The following is a 19,579-nucleotide window of genomic DNA, read 5'->3' as shown; positions in this document are numbered from 1 at the left end:
ACCGGGGTAACCACGGCCTGGCGATCCCCCCTTACGGACCGGGCCCGTGACCCGGCGAGCCTGTGATCGGGAGGTCCTGGATAGGTCTGCGCCGTCCGCCAAGGATCGATGCCACGGCCACCGACCGGGTGGACGGCCCAGGCAGAAGCCCGAGCGCACATGGAGCAGATGATGACCGACCTGACAGGGAAAGTTGCCGTGGTGACCGGTTCGGCACGCGGGCTCGGAAGGGCGATCGCGCTGCGGTACGCCTCGTTGGGCGCGAGCGTGGTGATCAACTACTCCGCCGACGAGGACAACGCACGACGCACGCTCGACCAGGTCGAGGACGCCGGAGGGCGAGGGATCGTGGTCCGTGCCGACGCGTCGTCGCTCGCCGACCTGGACCAGCTGTTCGCGACCGCGATCGACACGTTCCGCGGTCTCGACATCGTGGTCGCCAACGCGGGGCGCGAGGTGATCGGCCAGCCGGCGGTCGAGGTCACCGAGGAGCAGTTCGACCGTGTGTTCGCGGTCAACGCCAAGGGCGCCTTCTTCACGCTGGTCAAGGCGGCGAAGCTGGTATCGGACGGCGGACGGCTGATCTACATCGGGTCGAGCACCACCGTCAGCCCCTATCCGGGTATGGGCCTGTACTCGTCGTCCAAGACGGCCGCGGCCAACCTCGTGCGGATCCTCGCGCTGGAGCTGGGCCCGCGGAACGTCACCGTGAACACCATCCTGCCCACCGCGACGGCCGGCGCCGGCGTGTTCGCCGACGTCACCGAAGGGGACGAGTTCCACCGGATGAACGCCCAGCTGCGCCCGATCGGCGGACGGGGCGGCACCCCGGAGGACACCGCCGACGCCGCCGAGTACCTCGCCGGCGACCTGGCGGGCTGGGTCAGCGGTCAGTCGCTCGTCGTCGCGGGCGGCGCCGTCCAGTGACGACCGACCGCCCCACGGCCTCAACCACAACCACAACCTCAACCACAAGGAGCAGAACAATGCCGCGTACGCCGATCGACATCACCGTCCCCGACCTGTCCGGAAAGCGCGCGCTGGTCACCGGAGCCAGCGACGGCATGGGCCTCGGCATCGCCGGACGCCTGGCCGCCGCCGGTGCGGAGGTCGTCATGCCCGTGCGCAACAAGGCCAAGGGCGAGACCGCGATCACCAAGATCAGCCGGGTCGCCCCTGGCGCGAAGGTCTCGCTGCGCGGCCTCGACCTGGCGTCGCTGGAGTCCGTCGCGGCCCTGGGCGACACCCTGCGCGAGGAAGGGCAGCCGATCCACCTCCTGATCAACAACGCGGGTGTGATGCGACCGCCGCAGCGGCAGACCACGGTCGACGGGTTCGAGGTGCAGCTCGGCACCAACCACCTGGGCCACTTCGCGCTCGTCGCCCACCTCCTGCCGCTGCTGCGCGCCGGGCACGCCCGCGTGACCTCCCAGGTCAGCGTCGCCTCCGCCAGCGGCTCCATCAGCTGGGACGACCTGAACTGGGAGCGCTCGTACGACGTCATGCGCGCGTACCGCCAGTCCAAGATCGCGTTCGGGCTGTTCGGCCTGGAGCTGGAGCGTCGCAGCAGGGCCAACGGCTGGGGTATCACCAGCAACCTCTCCCACCCCGGTGTCGCGCCGACCAGCCTGCTGGCCGCCCGCCCCGAGATCGGCCGCAGCGACGACACGGCCCACATCCGGCGCATCCGCTGGCTCTCCGAGCGCGGCATCCTGCTGGGCACCGCCGAGACCGCTGGGCTGCCCGCCCTCATGGCCGCGACCGACCCGGCCGCCAAGCCCGGCACCCTCTACGGTCCCAGCGGTCCGGGCACCCTGGGCGGCGCGCCCGCCGAGCAGCGGATGCACCGACCGCTGCGCAGCCTCACCGAGGCGGCCCGCGTCTGGCGAGTCTCCGAGGAGCTGACGAAGACCTCCTTCCCGACCGCGTGACCGCACAGCCGACCACCGCGAGCCCCACGAGCCGAGCCGCAGGAGAAGCCACATGAGTTCTGTCACCCAGCCCGCCGCCCGACGCCGAAGCCCCTGGTGGGTGGTCGTCGGTGCCGGTACCGCCAACGCCGTCGGCCCCCAGATGTACCTGGCCACCACCGGCCTGTTCGTCCTGCCGATCGTCGAGGAGACCGGGTTCAGCCGCACGACCGTGACCGGCTCGTACTCGGTCGCCGCCGTCGGGATGGTCATCGGGCTGGTGATCGTCAGCAGGCTCGTGGACCGGTACGCCGCGCGCTACATCCTCGTGCCAGGGTTCGTGCTCTTCGCGGCCTCGATGGCCTCGATCGCCCTGGTCCCGCCGGTCGAGGCCGTGTACTTCGTCCCGTGCTTCTTCGTGGGGCTCTTCGGAGCCGGCACCGCGCTCCCCGCCGTCCGGGTGGTCGTGAGCTGGTTCGACAACAACCGGGCGCTGGCCGTCGGCGTCGTGACGGGCATCATCGGCCTGGGCGCGGCGCTGGGGCCCCTGCTGGCCGGCTCGCTCATCGACAGCGTCGGCTGGCGGCAGGCCTACGCCTCCATGGCCCTGATCGCCGTCGTCGTCTCCGTCACGATGGTCGCCCTGTTCGTCCGGGGCCGCGCCGAGCGGCACGTCCGCGGCCGGCTGGTCCAGGAGACGCAGGTCGAGGGCCGCGACGTGAGCCTCGAGCTCCCGGGCCTGACGTTGCGCGAGGCGGTCGGCACCCGGCAGTTCTGGGGCATCGCGCTCGGCCTGGGCCTGGTCGGCGCCGTCGTGATCGGTCTCCAGGTGCACCTCGTGCCCATGATGACCGACCGTGGCCTGAGCAACGGCCAGGCGGGACAGCTGCTCGTCGTCTTCGGCCTGGCCTCCCTCCTCGGCCGGGTGGCCGGTGGCTTCATCATCGACCGCGTCCACGGCTCGATCGTGGGCCCTATCGTGATGCTCGCCCCCATAGCGGGCATGTTCTTCCTGCACCCGCCGTTCGGCAGCGCCGTCGTCGCGGTCGCCTTCATCGGCATCGCGTTCGGCATCGAAGGCGACCTGGCCGCCCTGCTCATCACCCGGTATCTCGGCACCCGTAACTTCGGCCAGATCTTCGGCCCGGTCCAGGCCATGTTCCTCCTCGGCAGCGCCTTCGGCCCCCTGCTCCTCGGTCTGGGGTACGACGAGCTGGGCTCCTACGACCCGGTCATCCCGGTGCTGATGGGCGTCCTCGTCGTCGGCGCGGTCCTCATCGCGACGCTCGGCCGCTACACCTACCCCGCCGTCAGCGGCTTCGACCGGCTCGCCGCGCGCGACGAGCTCGCCGCCGCCGAGGTGCTGAGCGACATCGCCGAGAGCCACGACACCCACACCCCGGCAGACCGGCCGCGCCCCCATGTCCACAGCTGATCGCGCGCGGCGCCGCCGAGGCAGCACGCGTCTGAGACGTCTCGGAACAGCTGACCAGGACCACCGTTCCGGCCGCCTGACGTCCGCGCGCCGGCAGCTCGTCCCTACCGGTGGCCACCTGTCAGGTGAGCACCACGGCCTCGGCCCGACCCGTCTGGCCCCTGGTCGACAGCCGCTCCTCGCCCCGTTGGTCATTCGGCATCGACGAGCTCGCGCGGAGAGGTGGCCACGGCCTGCCGATCCCCTGTCCCGGAGCCGCACCGGCCCTGGTTCGGCAGTCCTCAGCCTGGGATCGGTAGGTCCTGGATGTCCCGATCCTCTGTGGTCAGCCTTGGAGCAGCACCGAGCCCGGAGACCAGACGGATGGTCGCGGCGCTGCCTGTCCCCTGCCCGAACGTGCGACCAGCCAGGAGAGACCCGATGAATCCAGCCAACGATGCGGGACACGGCCGTTCGGGCGTGTCCCGGCGGAACTTCCTGGGCGGCGGCCTGGCCGCCGCTGCCGTGACCCCGCTGCTGACCGGACAAGCCGAGGCGGCGGAAGCCGCCGCGGCGCCCACCGCGGACGGCGTCACCCAGGTGACGGTGCGGGCCGCCGTCAACGGCTCCCCCGTCACGCTGCGGGTCGATCCGCGGGCCACCCTGCTGGACACGCTGCGCGAGAGGCTGGACCTCAAGGGCACCAAGAAGGGCTGCGACCGGGGCCAGTGCGGGGCCTGCACCGTCCACATCGACGGCAGGCGCGTGCTGTCCTGCCTCACCCTGGCCGCCACCACGACCGGCCGCGGTGTCACCACGATCGAGGGTCTCGCCGACGGTGAGCGGTTGCATCCGATGCAGCAGGCCTTCGTCGACCACGACGGCCTGCAGTGCGGCTTCTGCACCCCGGGGCAGATCATGTCCGCGGTCGCCATGGTCGACGACGAGGGCCCCGCACGCTCGGACGACGAGATCCGCGAGCGCATGTCGGGCAACATCTGCCGGTGCAGCGCCTACCCGCGCATCGTCGACGCGATCCGTGACGCGCAGGAGGTGATGCGCTGATGCGGCCCTACACCTACGCTCAGGCGCGCTCGGTCCGCGAGGCCGTGCGGGGCACTGGACCGGATACCGCGTTCCTGGCCGGCGGGACGACGCTGGTCGACCTGATGAAGCTCGAGGTGATGACTCCCGAGCACGTCGTGGACATCAACCGGCTCCCGCTGGACGGCATCACGCTGGACGACAAGGGTCTGCACATCGGTGCGCTCGAACGGATGAGCGACGTGGCCGCCGACCGCACCGTGCGTGAGCACTACCCGATGATCGCGCAGGCGCTGGAGCTGAGCGCCTCGGCCCAGCTCCGCAACATGGCGAGCGTCGGCGGCAACCTGCTGCAGCGCACCCGGTGCGGGTACTTCCGCGACGTCACCACCCCGTGCAACAAGCGCGAGCCGGGCTCCGGCTGCTCGGCGCTGGAGGGAGTAAACCGGGGCCACGCGATCCTCGGCACGAGCGAGGCCTGCATCGCGACACACCCCAGCGACCTGGCCGTCCCGCTGGTGGCACTGAGCACCGTGGTGCACCTCGCCTCGGCACGGGGCACCCGGCACGTGCCGCTGGACACCTTCTACACCCTGCCCGGTACCACGCCCGACGTCGAGAACGTGCTGCGGCCGGACGAGCTCATCACCGGTGTCACCGTGCCCCGTTCCCCCTGGGCGGCGCGCTCCGTCTACGTCAAGGTGCGCGACCGGCAGTCGTACGAGTTCGCGCTCACCTCGGCGGCCGTCGCCCTCGAGCTGCGGGGCCGCACCATCACGAGCGCCAGGATCGCCGCGGGCGGTGTGGGAACCAGGCCGTGGCGGCTGACGGCGGTCGAGCGCGCCCTGACGGGCCGGCCCGCGACGTCCGCCACGTTCGAGGCCGCCGTCGTCCATGCGGCGGACGGCGCCCGGCCGCGGGAGCACAACGGGTTCAAGCCTGCCCTGCTGCGCCGCACCCTGGTGCGGGCACTGACCGAGCTACGGGAGAGCCGATGACGGGCGGGGGCGGCAGCCTTGCTTGAGCTCGCCGCCGACCTGCTCGAACGCACCCGCAGCCTCACCCCGTTCGTGACGGCGACCGTCACGGGCGTGGCCGGGAGCGCCCCCCGGCAGCCCGGCTCGTCGCTGGTCGTCGACGCGGACGGCGCGGTGCTGGGCAACGTGTCCGGCGGCTGCGTCGACGCCGCCGTCCACGAGGTCTGCCAGGAGATGCTGGCCGGGGACCACCGACCCCGGTCCCTGCGGTTCGGGTACACCGACGCCGACGCGATCGGCGTGGGCCTGACCTGCGGCGGCACGATCGAGCTGCTCCTGCGCCACCACGACCCGGCCACCGAACCGGAGCTCGAACCTGCGCTCGTCGCCGCCGCGGAGGGCGAGACGGTGGCGGTGGCCACGATCGTGCGCGGCCCCCGCCGCTACCAGGGCCGAAGGATCGTCGTGCGGCCCGGACGGCCGGTAGCAGGAACCCTCGGGGATGCGCTGCTCGACCGAGTGGCCGAGGCACAGGCGACCGACCTGCTGCACGCCGGCCGGACCGGCACCGTCGAGATCGGGGTCGCCGACAGCTACTGCCAGGAACCCATGACTCTGCTGGTGGAGTCCAGCGCCCGGGCCCCGCGGCTGCTCGTCTTCGGCGCCATCGACCACGCTGCCGCGCTGGCCCGGCTCGGCGCCTTCCTCGGCTACCGGGTGACCGTCTGCGACGCCCGGGCCACGTTTGCCACCCCGGAGAGGTTCCCGGACGCCGAGGTCGTGGTCGAGTGGCCGCACCGCTATCTCGGGTCCCAGGCCGAGGCCGGGCTGCTCGACCGACGCACCGTCGTGTGCGTGCTCACCCACGACCCCAGGTTCGACCTGCCGCTCCTGACCGCCGCACTCCGCATGCCCGTGGCGTACGTCGGGGCCATGGGGTCACGCCGCACCCACGAGGAACGCCTGAACCGGCTCCGCGACGCGGGTCTGAGCGATCACGAGCTGGGTCGGCTGCACTCACCGATCGGGCTCGACCTCGGCGCCCGCACCCCGCAGGAGACCGCGCTGTCGATCGTGGCGGAGATCGTCGCCTCCCGGCACGGCGGCTCCGGCGTCCCGCTGAGCACCGGGGTCCCCATCCACCGCGGCGTCGTCCACCACGACGTCATCCACCGCAGCGTCCCGTCGCCGCGCCCGCTCACGCACAGCAGCTAGAAGGAGTCACGATGCCCCGTTCCCCCGTAGGACGCGAGACCGAGCGCGTCGACGGCAGACTGAAGGTCACCGGCGCAGCCGAGTACTCCGGTGACTACCGCGCCGCCGACCTGGCCCATGCGTACCTCGTCACCAGCACCGTCGCGCGAGGCACGGTCACCGGGATCGACACGGCGGCCGCGGAGGCCTCCCCCGGTGTCGTGCGCGTGTACGCCGCGCCGGAGCCCCGGCTGGCGCTGTACGCGGTCACCGGACAGGCCGCCGGCTTCACCGAGAACTACCTCCCGCTGAAGAGCGAGATGGTCCATTTCCACGGCCAGGCCATCGCGATGGTCGTCGCCGAGACACCCGAACAGGCACGCGACGCCGCGGCTCTGGTCACCGCGACCTATGACACCCAGCCACCACGCACCTCGATCGCGGACGAGCCGCACGTACCCGCCGGCCCCGCCATCAGCGGCGCGCCGAGCAGCCTCGACATCCTGGCCCCCGGCGTCGGGTCGATCGACGCCGCGCTCGCCGCCAGCGACGTCGTCGTGGAGGCCGAGTTCCACCAGAACATCCAGCACCACGTCGCGATGGAGCCCCACGCGATCCTCGCCGTCTGGGACGGGGACCAGGTGACCATCCACGCCGGCGCCCAGATCCCCGCGGCGTACGCGCTCGGGATGTCCCAGCGGCTTGGCGTCCTGCCCCAGAACGTCCGGCTGATCACCAGGTACGTGGGCGGCGGCTTCGGCGCCCGCGTCGTCCTGTGGAGCGACACGCCGCTGGCCGCCGCGGCGGCCCGGGAGATCGGCCGGCCGGTCAGGCTGGTCCTCACCCGGGAGCAGATGTTCACCCTGACCGGCCACCGTTCGCACCTCACGCAGACCGTCCGCCTGGGCGCCTCCCGGGAGGGAGTCCTCAACGCGGTCAGCCACCGGAGCGTCGCCGAGCGGCCGACCACCATGGCCACCACCATGACTCCCGCCCACTCCACGTCGGACGCGCTCTACCGCACACCGAACCTGCACGTCGACGCACAGGTAGCCGTCCTCGACATCCCCGGGAGCCGGGCCATGCGCGGCCCGAACGAGGCCCCCGGGGCCTTCGCCCTGGAGACGGCGATGGACGAGCTGGCCGTCGCCACCGGCGTCGACCCCGTCGAGCTGCGGCTGCGCAACCACGCCACCACCCACCCCGCCACGGGCCTGCCCTGGTCGAGCAAGCATCTCCAGGAGTGCTACCGCCTCGGCGCGGAACGCTTCGGCTGGGCCGCGCGCAGCGCCACGCCCCGCGCGCGTGCCGACGGGCAGTGGCTGTACGGCACCGGCATGGCCACCGCCATCTACCCGGCACACCGGCGACCCGCGAGCGTGCGCGTCCGGCTGCTCGACGACGACACCGCAGTCGTGTCGACCGGGGTCTCGGACCTCGGCACGGGCGGGGCGACCGTGGTGGCGATCTCCGGCGCCGACGCCCTGGGGATCCCGCTGACGCGGGTGACGTCCGAGATCGGCGACACCCTGCTGCCGCAGGGCGCACCCGCCGTGGGCTCCAGTGCTACGCACGCCACGGTCCCCTTGATCGTGAACGCCGCCCGCGACGCAATCACCGAGCTCAAGCGGCTCGCCGTGACCGACGCCCGGTCGCCCTGGCACGGGGCGGACGTCGAGGACCTGCGCTACGAACGCGGCATCCTGCACGGACAGGGTCGTTCGATGACCTTCGGCCGCCTCTTCACAGCGGTCGGCTCACCGGGCATCACCACCCTCGCCCAGTCACCCGGCACAGCCGACCCCGGCTACGTGCACCACAGCTTCGGCGCCCACTTCTGCGAGGTGCGCGTCAACCGGTTCACCGGTGAGACCCGGGTCACCCGGTTCACGACGGTCGCCGACGTCGGGCGCGTCGTCAACGCCCGGGCCGCCCGGAGCCAGCTCGTCGGCGGCGTCATCTTCGGCATCGGCCACGCCCTGCTCGAGGAGAACCACCTGGAGCTCGACACCGGACGCCTGGCGAACAGCACCCTCGCCGACTACCTCGTGCCCGTGAACGCCGACGTCCCCGACATCGACGTGGTCATGCTCGACCGGCCGGACCCCGTCCTCACCGGGCCGCTGGGCGACGGGAGCGAGGACGTCGGCACCCAGAGCCTCGGCGCCCGCGGCCTCGGGGAGATCGGCACCGTCGGGTCGGCAGCCGCAGTCGGGAACGCCGTCCACAACGCCACCGGTATCCGCGTGCGTGACGTCCCGATCACCCTCGACAAGCTGATCGTGCACCTGTAGGAATCAGGAGGGGTACCCGATCACCACGATCGGGTACCCCTCCTCGGCGTGGGTTGCGGGGTCGGGTTCTTGCCGAGTTCGCCGGTCTCGGCCGGGATGGTGGGGTCGGTGAACCGGGGGACGTCGGTGGTGTGTTCGGCGTTGCCGTCCAGCGGCGTCCACGACTCATACGTCATCTGCTCCAGCGGCAGGGGTTTGGCCGCCGCGACGATGGTCCGCGCGGGCCGGTCACCACCGAGCAGGAAGTCGATCACCGGCCGGTCGACCTCGTCGGTCCCGTAGGGAAAGACCCCGTGGATGCTCTCGTTGTCGACCGCGATGAGGCTGGTGTTCGGCAGACCCGTGCCGGCCGCCCGGCCCTGCTCGAACGGCGTCATCGAGTCGAGCTCGCTCTGCAGGACGATCGTCTGCGGGAACGACTCGTCCACGGGCGGCATCGTCGAGTCGGTCGGCCAGAACGCGCACGTCGGCGTGACCAGCAGCCCGAGCTGCTCGGAGAGCGGCGCGACGTCCGACGTGCGCTCGTTGAAGTCCTCCCAGAACTCAAGGCCCTGGGTCCACTGGCCGTCCGTGCACGCGGTGAACTCGATCACGTGGTCGTACGTGCCCCGGACGGTCTCACCCGGTTGGTGCACAGGGGGCTTGGCCAGCTGCGCCAGGCGCTCGTGGGCTGCCGCTCGTAGCTCGTCGGGCAGTTCCGTCCGGTTGATGATGCGTGCGGCCGACGTCGCGGGATCCACCGGTTCGGTCGCGGTCTCCCCCTCGGTGATGATGTGCGACACGAGGCTGGCGGCCATCGGGTAGGCGATCGGGTTGGAGAAAGCGACCGGTCCGTTCACCGAGTTCCAGGCCAGCGTCGCTGCCTGAGACGTCTCCGGTGAGCTCGTGGCTGCGAAGTACCGCTCCCAGATGGTCTCCGGGTCGGCGCCGAGCCCGACGGTCTCGTCGTTGCGCGCCATCCAGTTGATCATGTGCAGCCGGAACTGCCGGTCGCGGCCCTCGTGGGCGGAGTTGTACAGCGTCTGGATCGATTCCTGTGTCGAGTCCGTCGCCGAGTCGAGGACCATCCGGTCGATGTTGTCGGCGAAGAGGCCGCCGAACCAGGTCCCGAGCCAGGTGCCGTACGAGTAGCCCATGTAGGTCACCGACTTCAGCCCCAGAAGATGCCGGATGAAGTCCATGTCGTACGCGGCCTGCTCCGTCGTCATGGTCGCCACGTCGGCATCCTGGGAGCACGCCTCGCCGATCGCCCGGGCCTCGGCCGAGCGGCGGTCATCGGGGTCGTCGTACCGGTACTCGTACTCGCACTGCGCGTGGCTCGACTGACCGAGGCCACGCTGGTCGAAGCTGACGTAGTTCGTGGTCGGGCGTAGCTCCGGGGTGTACATCTGCACGGTGGCGCCGTACGACAGGCCGGATGCGTACGGTCCCCCGGGATGCGTGATGATCGTCGTGCGGTAGTCAGGGTCGGCGGGATCGATGTTGCGCGCCTGGGAGATCCGGACGTCCCACGTCACCGCCGGGTCGGGATCGCGCCAGTCGCGCGGGACCTTGATGGTCGCGCACTCCACGTTCGACAGGTCCGCACCTGGTAGGGGTGGGCCGTCGTCGTTGAACTCGCAGGCCTCCCAGGCGAGCTCCTGGTCGGCGAGCGGGCCTGCGAGCGCCGCGATGTCCGGCGTCTGCGTGGGCGCTTCGTCATCGCCGCCGCGGGCGACGATCGCTGCCGAGACCAGGGCAGCGGCGATGACAGCACCGGTCACGACTCCCGCGATCAGGGTCTCAGGCCGATGGATCCGCCTGGTCTCCGTGCGGTCAGAATCGTCATGGGTCATCAGGGGCTCCCTCTCGTTCGTGACTGCGTGCCACCGCGCATGAGCGGTCCGTGAGCGCCGCTCGATCGTCGTTGCCCCGAGTGCACCGCGTGTTCCCGGAACCAGGTCAAGCGCGGGTGTGCGAGGAGACGATGACGTGGTCGAGGCGGCTCAGCAGGGCCTGCAGGTCGTCGATCCTGGCCCTGGTGCGGTCCCGCTCGGCTCGGACGAGGGAGTGCTGGTCGGGATCGGCGTGGTTGAGCTCGACGGGCGGCAGGAGCGTCGCGATGGTGCGGCTGGTCATGCCAGCGGCGTACATCTGCCGTACCAACCGCACTCGCTCGATCGCGTCGGGCCGGTAGCGGCGTTGGCCCGACGGTGTGCGATCCACGTCGAGCAGGCCCTGCTGCTCGTAGTAACGCACTGCGCGCACCGAGACGCCTGCGCCTCGCGCGACCTGGCCGATGCGGATCATCGGGTCGGCTGGTGGCTTCGGGACGGACACGGCTGCCCCGTGGTCACGTCCAGCCATCAGCGAGTCGCCCCTTCGGCACGTCGGGGAGGGGGCGGGGTGCCCGGGCTGACAGGGCGCGGAGCTTCTCACCCAGACTGCCGACCGCGAGTGAGAGGTGTCCGTCGCCCGGCGTCAGGTGTGCCACCGCCGTGGGCAGGTGTGCGGTCAGCCACTGTCCGTGCGTGACGGGGACCATCTGGTCCAGGGCGCCGTGCCACAGCTCGACCGGCGCGGTGATGTCATCGAGGTCGAAGCCCCACGGGCTGGTCAGCGCGGTCAGGTCCGCGACCCAGCCCTCGTCGCTGCGAGACAGGCCGTGGTCCATGGTGGCGGCGTTGTCCGCGCCGTACCCAGCGGTCAGCACCGCCAGGTCGACCGGGGGAAGCAGGGACGCCATGCTGGTCCCGACGTCGGCTGGTGTATTGCCACGGACCGCCGCTGCCATCTGGCCTACGATCTCGCGCACCGCCGGCTCGCCCTGACCGGCTGTCGCGAACTGCGCGACGTTCTGCGCGCCCATGCCGTCGACGTAGTCAAGACCGTCGGCGTCGAACGGCGCGAACGAGGCGACGATCAGCACACCCTCGACGTGTTCAGGGGCGACGGCCGCACTGGCCAGTGCGTGGGGCCCGCCGGCGGACCATCCGACGACCCGGTGGTGGGCGACGCCGAGGTGAGCGAGCAGGAGTGCGCAGTCGGCAGCCGTGTCCGCGACGGTACGACCGGCGTTCGGACTCGAGGTGCCGTACCCGGCCCGGGAGTACGTGACGACCTGGTACCCGCTCTGCGTCATCGACCCCAGGACGGTGTCCATCGGGACGGCCGAGCCTGGCATGCCGTGGTGGAACAGGACGACCGGTCCCGAGCCCGGTCCACGCACCTCGTACTCGAGGTCGCGGCCGTCGGGGAGCCGAAAGAGTGGCATGGGAGCCTCCAAGACTGAGCGAATCAAACAGACATCCGGGGCCGCGCCCGGCCCCTGCGGGCGGCGGCGCGAGTGCTGTGCACGCAGGACGCAGTTCAGACCGGGACGACGAGCTGGAGCGCGAGCCAGGCCGAGACCGTCGCTGTGGTCGTCCACAGGACGATTGCTACGGCCTGCCAGAGCAGCACCCACATCCGCGGGGTTCCGCCGGCGACGAGCATCGCGGACGTGAACTGCGTCGGGATGGCGAGAGGGCCGAGGATGCTCGCGCCGGGAACTCCGAACCGGACGAGCCACTTCTTGAAGCGCTGGCGGCCCTTGGACTCTGGCTTGGCCGGCGCTCCCTCCCGTGCGGCGGATTCCGTCGCGGCACGGCTCGCGCGGTGGTTGACGACGGCGGTGCGGGCCCGTGAGGTGAGGAGGACCACGAGCAGTACGCAGACGAAGTTGCCTACCGCCGCAGCGATGCCCGCAACGATGGGGTTGACGCCACCCACGACACCGATCATGGAGGCCACCTCACCCTCGACGAACGGGATCGCGCCGGCGAGCATCACGATGACAGGTCGGACGATCTCGGGGACCTGGCTCACGAGGTCCTGGAAACTGCTCACGAGCTGCTCGATGGGATTCATGGTGCTTCCTTGTGTGCTGGGCCGTGACGCCGAGATGTCTCGGCGCTTCCCCCAGTTGAGACTGTGTCCTCGGGACAGAGTCAAACGAGGCGGGCCTGGCCACCGCCGCAGGTACCAGGCCCGCCTCCGGCTCATCGGCGGAGCGCGCTACGCGCCGGCACCGCCCGTGGTGGGTGTGGCCAGCAGCTGCAGCTCCCAGGCGAGTGCGGCACCGGTGGCGCCGCCGTGCTCGAAGAGGATCGGTCCGAGCTGGTTCGCCGTCTCCTCGCGAGCCCAGTCCCGCTGCCACTCGCTGGACACGACCAGCCAGGTGACCGGGACCACGCCCGCGCGCTCCATGCGGCGAACGGCCATGTCGTGCGACTCGGCGCTGACCCCGCCGCTGGCGTCGGTGACGACGAAGACGTCATACCCGTCGGCCAGCGCGTGGATGGCGGGCATGGCGACGCAGATCTCCGTCCACAGCCCCGCGATGATCAGCTTCTTGCGCCCGGTCTTCTCCACGGCCTCGACCACACGGCGGTCCTCCCAGGTGTTGATGGAGGTGCGATTGATCGGCCGCTGGTCGGGGAAGACGTCCTGGATCGCCTGGATCAGGTTGCCACCGCGTTCCTCGATGACGGTCGTCAGGATCGTCGGCACGTCGAACACTTGGCGAACTTGGCCAGGCCGACGGTGTTGTTGATGATCATCGTCGGTTCGTGGCTGTGGAGGTTGGCGACCTGGAAGGGCTGGTGGTCGATGAGCACCAGGACGCTCTCCTCGGGGGTGAGCAGTGCGTCGAGTCCTACCTTCGGGGTACGCGTCATGTCGCTTCCTTCTGTGTGATGGGTTGAACGCCAGGAGGGAACGGCAGGCTCAGAGCTGGTCGGGTGCGGCCATCCGGTAGACGAACTCGCCGAGCCCGGACTGCGCGATCGAGAAGAGCACACCGGCAAGCCCTTCCTGGCTGGCCGCCATGTCGAGGCCGCCCAAGCGGACGGCTTCATAGCCCGCGTCGAGGCTGAGCCGCACGACGATGTCCCCGACCTGCTCGTCACCGGACCAGAGATTGCTGGGGCGCACCCGGGCACCGGCAACCTGTCCGAAGAGGGAGGCGAAGTTGGTGCTGAACGCCTTCGCCGTCGGCCCACCGGTGACCGCCTTGACGTACTCGGCGTTGGACGCGAACCCGGCCGGCGGCCGCGTGCTGCCGTAGAGGTTGGTGGCATCGAGCACCGGCCGACCCGTGAGCCCGCGCACGGACGACAACGCGGCTTCGACGGCGGCTCCCGGGACGGCGAGCAGCACCGCCTCCGCGGATCCGGCATCGCCGCCCCCGCGCCCGAGCCGGGTCACCCGGTGCCCGGCACGCTCCCACAGGTCGGCCAGTCCTCCGCCGATGTTTCCTCGTCCGACCACGGTGATGTTCATGCTGTTCTCCTCGCCGAGCTCGCCCCTGTGGCGTGGCACGACGCTATGGCGGCCGTCCCGAGGGAGTCCAAGACTTGTCCCGCCGCCGGACGATAGGCTCTGTCTATCGATATCCATCCACGCCTGCTGCGCTACTTCCTGGCCGTGGCCGAGGAGCTCCACTTCGGGCACGCGGCGACGCGCCTGTACATCTCCCAGCCGTCCTTGAGCCACCAGATCCGTAAGCTCGAGGAGACCCTTGGTGCGCCGCTGTTCGTACGCTCGAGCCGCCGGGTGCAACTCACCACTGCGGGCCGGACCCTGCTCCAGGAGGCGCCCGTCGCGTTGGCCGCGCTGGAACAGGCAGTGCAGCGCACACGCCTGGCCGGGTCCGGGACCACGACCACGATCCGCATGGGCTATACCCCGGTCGCGAATTTCGGCACCTTCACCGTGCTCCTGGATGCGCTGCGGGAGGAGCACCCCGGCCTCACGATCGTCGCCCGGGAGATCTTCAGCGCCGAGATCCCCGAGCGGCTCTGCGCCGGCGACCTGGACATCGGCCTCGCCCTGTCGCCGCCACCCACCGACGGCGTGGGCAGCGAGGTCCTGCGCCGGGAGGCCGTCTCCGCGCTCCTGAGCACGCGCCATCACCTCGCCGCGGCACCGAAGATCCCGCTCGCCGAGCTGCGCGACGAGACACTGCTGCTGTTCCCGCGCCGGCTCGCACCGGCGTACTACGACGATATCGTCGCCGCGTGCCTGGAAGCAGGTTTCACGCCCGAGGTCTGCGCGTTCGAGGACCCGCCGGTCAACGCCATGCTCGCCCGGCTCTCCGGAGGGCACGAGATCGGCCTGGCTCCCGCGTCGTTCGCCGAGCACGCCGCGAACCTCGGCACCGCCCTCACGGTGCGCGATGTCGTCGATCCCCTGATCGCCGCGGACCTGTCGGTGCTGTGGCCCACCAACGACCTGACGCCCGCCATTGAGAACGTCCTGGCCACGGCGCGACGTCGTGCCGAACGGCACGGGTGGTTGCACCGACCTGCTGCCTAGCAGACCGCCTCAGGCGAGCAGCACCACAGACGAAGGGGCGTCCCCCGGGGTCAGCGGGACGCTCCTCTGGTCCAGTTGGTCGGGAGGCCGCGCTGTCGACGGCTCAGCCCTGGGCCGGCGGCATCCGGACCGCCGGGGGCGGCGGCGCCGCGGCCGGGCGCGCCTCGAACGACGTGCCCGTGACGGTGCCGGGGCGTTGGGCCCGGGGGTCAACCGGCAGTACCGCGCTTGTGCCGCTCAGGCGATCGGGCCCCGATAGCTCATCCAGTAGTCGATCGCCTCGGGGCGCGGGCGGGCGGTCATGCCGCTGGGGACGCCGAGCTCCATGACCCGGTCCGGTGACCGGTCGAACGTGGGCCATCCGGGCAGGCCCGGCCCGTTGGGGTCGCCGGTGCGCACGAAGTTGAGCCAGTACCCGCTGAGCTGGTCGCGCAGCACGTGGTCGGCCTCCGTGTAGTCGGCGCCGCCGTCCGCGCCCAGGTTGTCGAAGGCGTACATCACCTCCGCGCCGTGGTAGGCCCCGTACTCCTGAAGGCTCGCGTCGGGCGGGGTGTGCGTGAAGAGGTACAGGTAGGCGGGCGCCTGACCGCTGAGGGTCTGGAGGTGTGCCCACCGGTACATCGCGCGGGTGAAGACCCGGTCGGTCTGGGCCTGCAGGAGCGAGTCGAGCACCTGTTCCTCGGTCTCGCCGGGATACAGGTCGAGGAACGTCGCGGCGTCGTCGCCGTGGTCCGCCTGGGCCGTCGCCCGGTACTCCGCGGGGGTCATGGGTTCGGGCGGGAAGGCCCGGATCAGGGAGTCCTCGTCCGCGTTGCTGCCCACCATCGTCGGCACGTCGAGCTGGTCCCCTGCCGCGTAGATCTCCGCAGGGCTGCGGTCGAGCACGTGCCCGTCCACCGACGGGCGCCAGTGCGGGCCGACGGCGGCGGCCGCCTCGACGATCCGGTCGACGGGCAGGTCGCGCACCTGGTCGACCGTGTCGACGCCGAGCTCCTGGAGCAGCCGTGTCCCCGCGTCCTCCGCGACGGCCCGCGAGTCGCTCTGGTCGCCGCCCTCGGTGTTCCCCTCGGTGCCCATGCACCCCCCGCTGCTGCCGATGATGCCGTCCACGAGGCCCTTCGCCAGGGGCGTCGCCCCCAGGATGCAGACGCTCTCCCCGCCCGCGGACTCGCCCGCCACGGTCACCCGCTCCGGGTCGCCGCCGAACGCGGCGACGTTCCGCCGCACCCAGTCCAGCGCGGCCACCTGGTCCAGGATCCCGTAGTTGCCCGACGCGCCGTACGCCGACTCCGCCGCCAGGTCCGGGTGCGACAGGAAGCCCAGGACGCCCAGCCGGTAGTTGATCGTGATCACGATCGCCTCACCGGTGGAGGCCAGCGACTCGCCGTCGTACAGGGGCAGGGCGCCCGAGCCGGTGGCGAAGCCGCCGCCGGGCACGTAGACGAGCACGGGCAGGTCGGCCGACGCCGGCCGCGTGGGGCGCCAGACGTTGAGGTAGAGGCTGTCCTCGCTGACCGGGTACGGGTTGAGGAACGTGTCCTCCAGCGGGATGTCGACGACCTGCGTCAGCGCCCGGGTGGTGAACGTCGTGGTGCCCTGGACCGGCACCGCCGAGAAGCGGTCCGCGACCAGCACCTCGGAACGCGGCTCGGCAGGCCGCGGTGCCCGCCAGCGCAGCTCCCCGACCGGGGGCTGTGCGTAGGGCACCCCGGCGAAGATCTCGACCGTGCCCGCGTCGTTCCGCACGCCCGTCACCGGACCCTCCCGCGTCTCGACCGGCGCCGTGGCCTCCCGCTGCGTGCCCCCGGCCACCCGAGGCTGCGGGCCCGGATGGGCGAGCACGGCGATGCCGCACACGAGCGCGGCGGCCACCAGCCACGCCCCCACCCGGAGCAGGACGCCACGCCGCAGCCACCAGGGAGCGGTCAGCACCAGCGCCACCAGGAGCGCCGTGACCAGGGCCCAGCCCCACCACGGGGTCCCGTTGAGCCAGCTCAGCGTCAGCGCCGCGGCGGCCACGAGCGCGAACGGCGCCCAGAACCAGGCCGAGCGCCGCGAGGCACCGGATCGGGACGTGCGAGGTGTCGCCTGCTCAGTGATCGCCACGATCTCTTTCCCTTGTCGACTTCTCGTCCGAGCCGCCGCGTCAGCGGCAGCGCCGGATCAGGATAGCCCAAATTGTCCGCGTGGATATTTTGACGGACCGCCTACTCCGGGCTCTGCGCAGGCGGATCCAGGAGACGGTCCAGGACCAGGAGCGAGGCCTCCATGTCGACCTCGCGGTCGAGCAACCACTGCGTCGACAGGCCGTCCGCCGCTGCGACCAGGAGGCCGGCCGTGGCCTCGAGCGGGATGTCCGATCGCACGGTGCCCGCCGCGCGTGCGCTCTCCAGGACCGCGCCGACCTGCCGCCGAAGACGCGCGTAGCGCTCCACGAAGTAGGCGTGGCTGCGCTCGTTGCCGGACTCGAGGGCCCGGGCGACCATGTTCCCCAGCAGCGCCGTCAGGCCCGGGACCCGTGCGCTGTAGCGGGCCGACCGGCGCAGGAGGTCGGCCAAGGTCTCGTCCTGGACCTGGGCGCCGAAGCGCAGGTCGTGCTCGCGCAGCACCTCGAGGAACAGTTGCTCGCGGGTCCCGAAGTGGTGCACCAGCACGGGGTGGGTGACGCCGATGGAAGTGGCGATCGCGCGCAGCGACGTACCCTCGAAGCCGAGCTCGTCGTACACGGACAGCACCTTGTCGACGATCTGTCGGCGGCGCTCGGCGCTCTTCGCGTACGGCCCACGGCGCTCGACCCTCCGTGCCGGCTCGGCTCCTGCCGCCTGGTCCACTGCCGTTCCCCTTCCGTGGTGACTTCACCTTCCAGTCCGCACATCGTAGGTAGGGGGCGACCGGCCACCGGCGGCGACGCGTCAACCGTCTTCCGGTTCGAGGTCTGCGACCCCGGACCGGAGAAGTCCCTCCAGGTCACGTTCGCCGTCGCGGCTCTGGGCACCGGCCGCCAGTCCTCCGCGGATCAGCTTCTCCGCGGCGGGCCGTGCGATCTGCTGCGCCCAGGCCTCATGCTCCCGCGCGTACCCGTCGCTCAGGTCCTGCGGCCTGATCGCACGCTTGGCCGCCGCGATCACACCGTCCGGCAGGTCTGCGACGTGGCGAGCGAGCCGGTCGACGAACGCGTCCAGGTCGGCAGCAGGCAGTGCCCGGTTGACCCACCCGTAGCGCTCGGCGGTCGCGGCGTCGAAGAGGTCTGCGCCGAGGACGATCTCCAGGGCACGATGACGCCCGACCCGACCGGTCACGTACTGCGTGCCACCGCCTCCCGGGACGATGCCCATCAGCGCCTCGATCTGACCAAGACCGGCGCCCTCGGCAGCGGCGAACGTCATGTCCGCCGCGGCCACGAACTCAGCTCCCCCACCGCGCGCGATCCCGGCCAGCTTCACGATCGTCACCTGCGGCTGAGACCTGAGCGCTTCACCCAGCCCCTGGAAGACGTTGACGCCGCCTGGCAGGCCGGCCTCGAACCGGTCGAACGCGTCCGGCGCGTCGATCAGGGACATGTCGACGTGCGCGATGAAGAACTCGGGGTTCGCACTGTCGAACACGATCACCCGCACCGACTCGTCGTCCCGCAGCGCCGCCAACAGGTGGCGCAGGTCGGCCATCAGAGCCACGTCGAGCACGTTGACGGGCGGGTTGTCGATGGTCACGCGAGCGATGCCCGCTTCCCGGGAGACGTGCAACGTCGTGTAGTCGCGGGACATGGAAGTGCTCCGTTCGGTATTCGGTAGGCATCTAGGTTCCCGATGCATACTTACCGTGCGGGCGAGAACAACCGACGTCAATAACGCACTTTGGCCATCGTTAGGATCATGGAGGATACCGATGACAGCGCAACAGACCCTCCCGGCCGGGGATCAGAAGGTCGTCCTGCGTTCCGACTGCCCGAGCCGGCCGATCCTCGACCAGATCGCGGACAAGTGGTCGATGATGGTGATGACGGTGCTCGAGGAGCCCACCCGGTTCAACGAGATCAAGCGCCGCCTGGAGGGCGTGACGCAGCGGGTCCTGACCCAGACGCTGCGCCGCCTGGAGCGCAACGGGATGATCGTGCGCACCGTTCTGCCCACCGCGCCGGTCGGTGTCGAGTACTCCCTCACGCCACTGGGCGAGTCCTTGCGGGAGCCGTTCGGTCACCTGTACAGCTGGACGATCGACAACGCCGACGAGATCCTCGCGCGCCAGGCCGACTACGACGGCCGGTCCGACCGCTGAGGCACCGCGGCCGCACGGCTCTCGAGCGTCGGCCGGTCACTCTCCCCGCGGGCCGAACTTGACCCTGTTCCAGGAACACAGTTCTCAATGGGCGGGCATCCGAGCGCACAACCGCTCGGGCAGGAAGGACGTGAT

The 19,579-nt window shown here is 71.1% G+C and carries 19 protein-coding genes; 9 read left to right on the top strand and 10 right to left on the bottom strand.

Annotated elements, in window-relative coordinates; genetic code table 11:
- The first annotated feature begins 171 nt into the window (after positions 1–171).
- The 7 genes from AB0I29_RS22040 (at position 172) to AB0I29_RS22010 (ending at position 8,833) form a co-directional block, all read left to right on the top strand.
- Positions 172–927, top strand: a complete 756-nt coding sequence (locus tag AB0I29_RS22040) for an SDR family oxidoreductase (RefSeq protein ID WP_357485815.1) — start codon at positions 172–174, stop codon at positions 925–927.
- Between the two features lie 59 nt (positions 928–986).
- Complete coding sequence (locus tag AB0I29_RS22035; protein WP_357485812.1) at positions 987–1,931, top strand: SDR family oxidoreductase; 945 nt, start codon at positions 987–989, stop codon at positions 1,929–1,931.
- Between the two features lie 52 nt (positions 1,932–1,983).
- Positions 1,984–3,345: an MFS transporter gene (locus AB0I29_RS22030; protein WP_285106016.1), complete on the top strand. Its 1,362-nt coding sequence runs from the start codon at positions 1,984–1,986 to the stop codon at positions 3,343–3,345.
- Positions 3,346–3,765: 420 nt separating this feature from the next.
- Positions 3,766–4,389: a (2Fe-2S)-binding protein gene (locus AB0I29_RS22025; RefSeq protein WP_357485809.1), complete on the top strand. Its 624-nt coding sequence runs from the start codon at positions 3,766–3,768 to the stop codon at positions 4,387–4,389.
- Positions 4,389–5,366, top strand: coding sequence for a xanthine dehydrogenase family protein subunit M (locus AB0I29_RS22020; protein WP_357485807.1), 978 nt, complete (start codon positions 4,389–4,391; stop codon positions 5,364–5,366). Before AB0I29_RS22025 ends, AB0I29_RS22020 begins: the two co-directional genes overlap by 1 nt.
- An 18-nt stretch (positions 5,367–5,384) precedes the next feature.
- Positions 5,385–6,560, top strand: coding sequence for an XdhC/CoxI family protein (locus AB0I29_RS22015; RefSeq protein WP_357485804.1), 1,176 nt, complete (start codon positions 5,385–5,387; stop codon positions 6,558–6,560).
- A gap of 11 nt (positions 6,561–6,571) precedes the next feature.
- Entirely contained in the window at positions 6,572–8,833 is a 2,262-nt protein-coding gene (locus AB0I29_RS22010) for a xanthine dehydrogenase family protein molybdopterin-binding subunit (protein WP_357485802.1), read from the top strand.
- Between the two features lie 20 nt (positions 8,834–8,853).
- Here the strand turns inward: AB0I29_RS22010 and AB0I29_RS22005 are convergent, their stop codons facing one another.
- The 7 genes from AB0I29_RS22005 to AB0I29_RS21975 form a co-directional block, all read right to left on the bottom strand.
- Positions 8,854–10,596 (bottom strand): alpha/beta fold hydrolase, encoded by a 1,743-nt coding sequence (locus tag AB0I29_RS22005; protein WP_357485799.1) that lies wholly within the window; start codon positions 10,594–10,596, stop codon positions 8,854–8,856.
- Between the two features lie 178 nt (positions 10,597–10,774).
- On the bottom strand, positions 10,775–11,122 hold the full coding sequence (locus AB0I29_RS22000) for a MerR family transcriptional regulator (RefSeq protein WP_357485797.1): 348 nt from the start codon (positions 11,120–11,122) through the stop codon (positions 10,775–10,777).
- Positions 11,123–11,165: 43 nt separating this feature from the next.
- Entirely contained in the window at positions 11,166–12,086 is a 921-nt protein-coding gene (locus AB0I29_RS21995; RefSeq protein ID WP_357485794.1) for an alpha/beta hydrolase, read from the bottom strand.
- Between the two features lie 95 nt (positions 12,087–12,181).
- Positions 12,182–12,721: a small multidrug efflux protein gene (locus tag AB0I29_RS21990; RefSeq protein WP_357485792.1), complete on the bottom strand. Its 540-nt coding sequence runs from the start codon at positions 12,719–12,721 to the stop codon at positions 12,182–12,184.
- 147 nt (positions 12,722–12,868) lie between these two features.
- Entirely contained in the window at positions 12,869–13,372 is a 504-nt protein-coding gene (locus tag AB0I29_RS21985) for an isochorismatase family protein (protein WP_357485789.1), read from the bottom strand.
- Entirely contained in the window at positions 13,348–13,530 is a 183-nt protein-coding gene (locus AB0I29_RS21980) for a hypothetical protein (RefSeq protein WP_357485787.1), read from the bottom strand. Before AB0I29_RS21980 ends, AB0I29_RS21985 begins: the two co-directional genes overlap by 25 nt.
- 49 nt (positions 13,531–13,579) lie before the next feature.
- Positions 13,580–14,134, bottom strand: a complete 555-nt coding sequence (locus tag AB0I29_RS21975) for a hypothetical protein (protein ID WP_357485784.1) — start codon at positions 14,132–14,134, stop codon at positions 13,580–13,582.
- A 99-nt stretch (positions 14,135–14,233) separates the two neighbouring features.
- On the opposite strand from AB0I29_RS21975, the gene AB0I29_RS21970 reads away from it, so the two are divergent.
- Positions 14,234–15,169, top strand: coding sequence for a LysR substrate-binding domain-containing protein (locus AB0I29_RS21970; protein ID WP_357485914.1), 936 nt, complete (start codon positions 14,234–14,236; stop codon positions 15,167–15,169).
- A 237-nt stretch (positions 15,170–15,406) separates the two neighbouring features.
- On the opposite strand, the gene AB0I29_RS21965 is transcribed toward AB0I29_RS21970, so the two are convergent.
- The 3 genes from AB0I29_RS21965 to AB0I29_RS21955 form a co-directional block, all read right to left on the bottom strand.
- Positions 15,407–17,275, bottom strand: a complete 1,869-nt coding sequence (locus AB0I29_RS21965) for a carboxylesterase family protein (protein WP_357485782.1) — start codon at positions 17,273–17,275, stop codon at positions 15,407–15,409.
- A 101-nt stretch (positions 17,276–17,376) separates the two neighbouring features.
- Entirely contained in the window at positions 17,377–18,000 is a 624-nt protein-coding gene (locus tag AB0I29_RS21960) for a TetR/AcrR family transcriptional regulator (protein ID WP_357485780.1), read from the bottom strand.
- A gap of 81 nt (positions 18,001–18,081) precedes the next feature.
- On the bottom strand, positions 18,082–18,933 hold the full coding sequence (locus AB0I29_RS21955) for an enoyl-CoA hydratase/isomerase family protein (RefSeq protein ID WP_285106042.1): 852 nt from the start codon (positions 18,931–18,933) through the stop codon (positions 18,082–18,084).
- A gap of 121 nt (positions 18,934–19,054) precedes the next feature.
- Here AB0I29_RS21955 and AB0I29_RS21950 point away from each other — a divergent pair, with 121 nt between their 5' ends.
- Complete coding sequence (locus AB0I29_RS21950) at positions 19,055–19,444, top strand: helix-turn-helix domain-containing protein (RefSeq protein WP_285106043.1); 390 nt, start codon at positions 19,055–19,057, stop codon at positions 19,442–19,444.
- The last annotated feature ends 135 nt before the right edge of the window (positions 19,445–19,579 follow it).

Source organism: Promicromonospora sp. NPDC050262 (genome assembly GCF_040655935.1).
Classification (GTDB): domain Bacteria; phylum Actinomycetota; class Actinomycetes; order Actinomycetales; family Cellulomonadaceae; genus Promicromonospora.
This window is presented reverse-complemented; position numbering and strand designations above follow the sequence as displayed.

Coding starts and splice junctions, on each gene's coding strand:
- AB0I29_RS22010 (WP_357485802.1), top strand. CDS start 6,572: ATGCCCCGTTCCCCCGTAGGACGCGAGACCGAGCGCGTCGACGGCAGA.
- AB0I29_RS22030 (WP_285106016.1), top strand. CDS start 1,984: ATGAGTTCTGTCACCCAGCCCGCCGCCCGACGCCGAAGCCCCTGGTGG.
- AB0I29_RS21980 (WP_357485787.1), bottom strand. CDS start 13,530: ATGACGCGTACCCCGAAGGTAGGACTCGACGCACTGCTCACCCCCGAG.
- AB0I29_RS21955 (WP_285106042.1), bottom strand. CDS start 18,933: ATGTCCCGCGACTACACGACGTTGCACGTCTCCCGGGAAGCGGGCATC.
- AB0I29_RS22020 (WP_357485807.1), top strand. CDS start 4,389: ATGCGGCCCTACACCTACGCTCAGGCGCGCTCGGTCCGCGAGGCCGTG.
- AB0I29_RS21995 (WP_357485794.1), bottom strand. CDS start 12,086: ATGCCACTCTTTCGGCTCCCCGACGGCCGCGACCTCGAGTACGAGGTG.
- AB0I29_RS22040 (WP_357485815.1), top strand. CDS start 172: ATGACCGACCTGACAGGGAAAGTTGCCGTGGTGACCGGTTCGGCACGC.
- AB0I29_RS21990 (WP_357485792.1), bottom strand. CDS start 12,721: ATGAATCCCATCGAGCAGCTCGTGAGCAGTTTCCAGGACCTCGTGAGC.
- AB0I29_RS22000 (WP_357485797.1), bottom strand. CDS start 11,122: ATGATCCGCATCGGCCAGGTCGCGCGAGGCGCAGGCGTCTCGGTGCGC.
- AB0I29_RS22025 (WP_357485809.1), top strand. CDS start 3,766: ATGAATCCAGCCAACGATGCGGGACACGGCCGTTCGGGCGTGTCCCGG.
- AB0I29_RS21950 (WP_285106043.1), top strand. CDS start 19,055: ATGACAGCGCAACAGACCCTCCCGGCCGGGGATCAGAAGGTCGTCCTG.
- AB0I29_RS22035 (WP_357485812.1), top strand. CDS start 987: ATGCCGCGTACGCCGATCGACATCACCGTCCCCGACCTGTCCGGAAAG.
- AB0I29_RS21975 (WP_357485784.1), bottom strand. CDS start 14,134: ATGAACATCACCGTGGTCGGACGAGGAAACATCGGCGGAGGACTGGCC.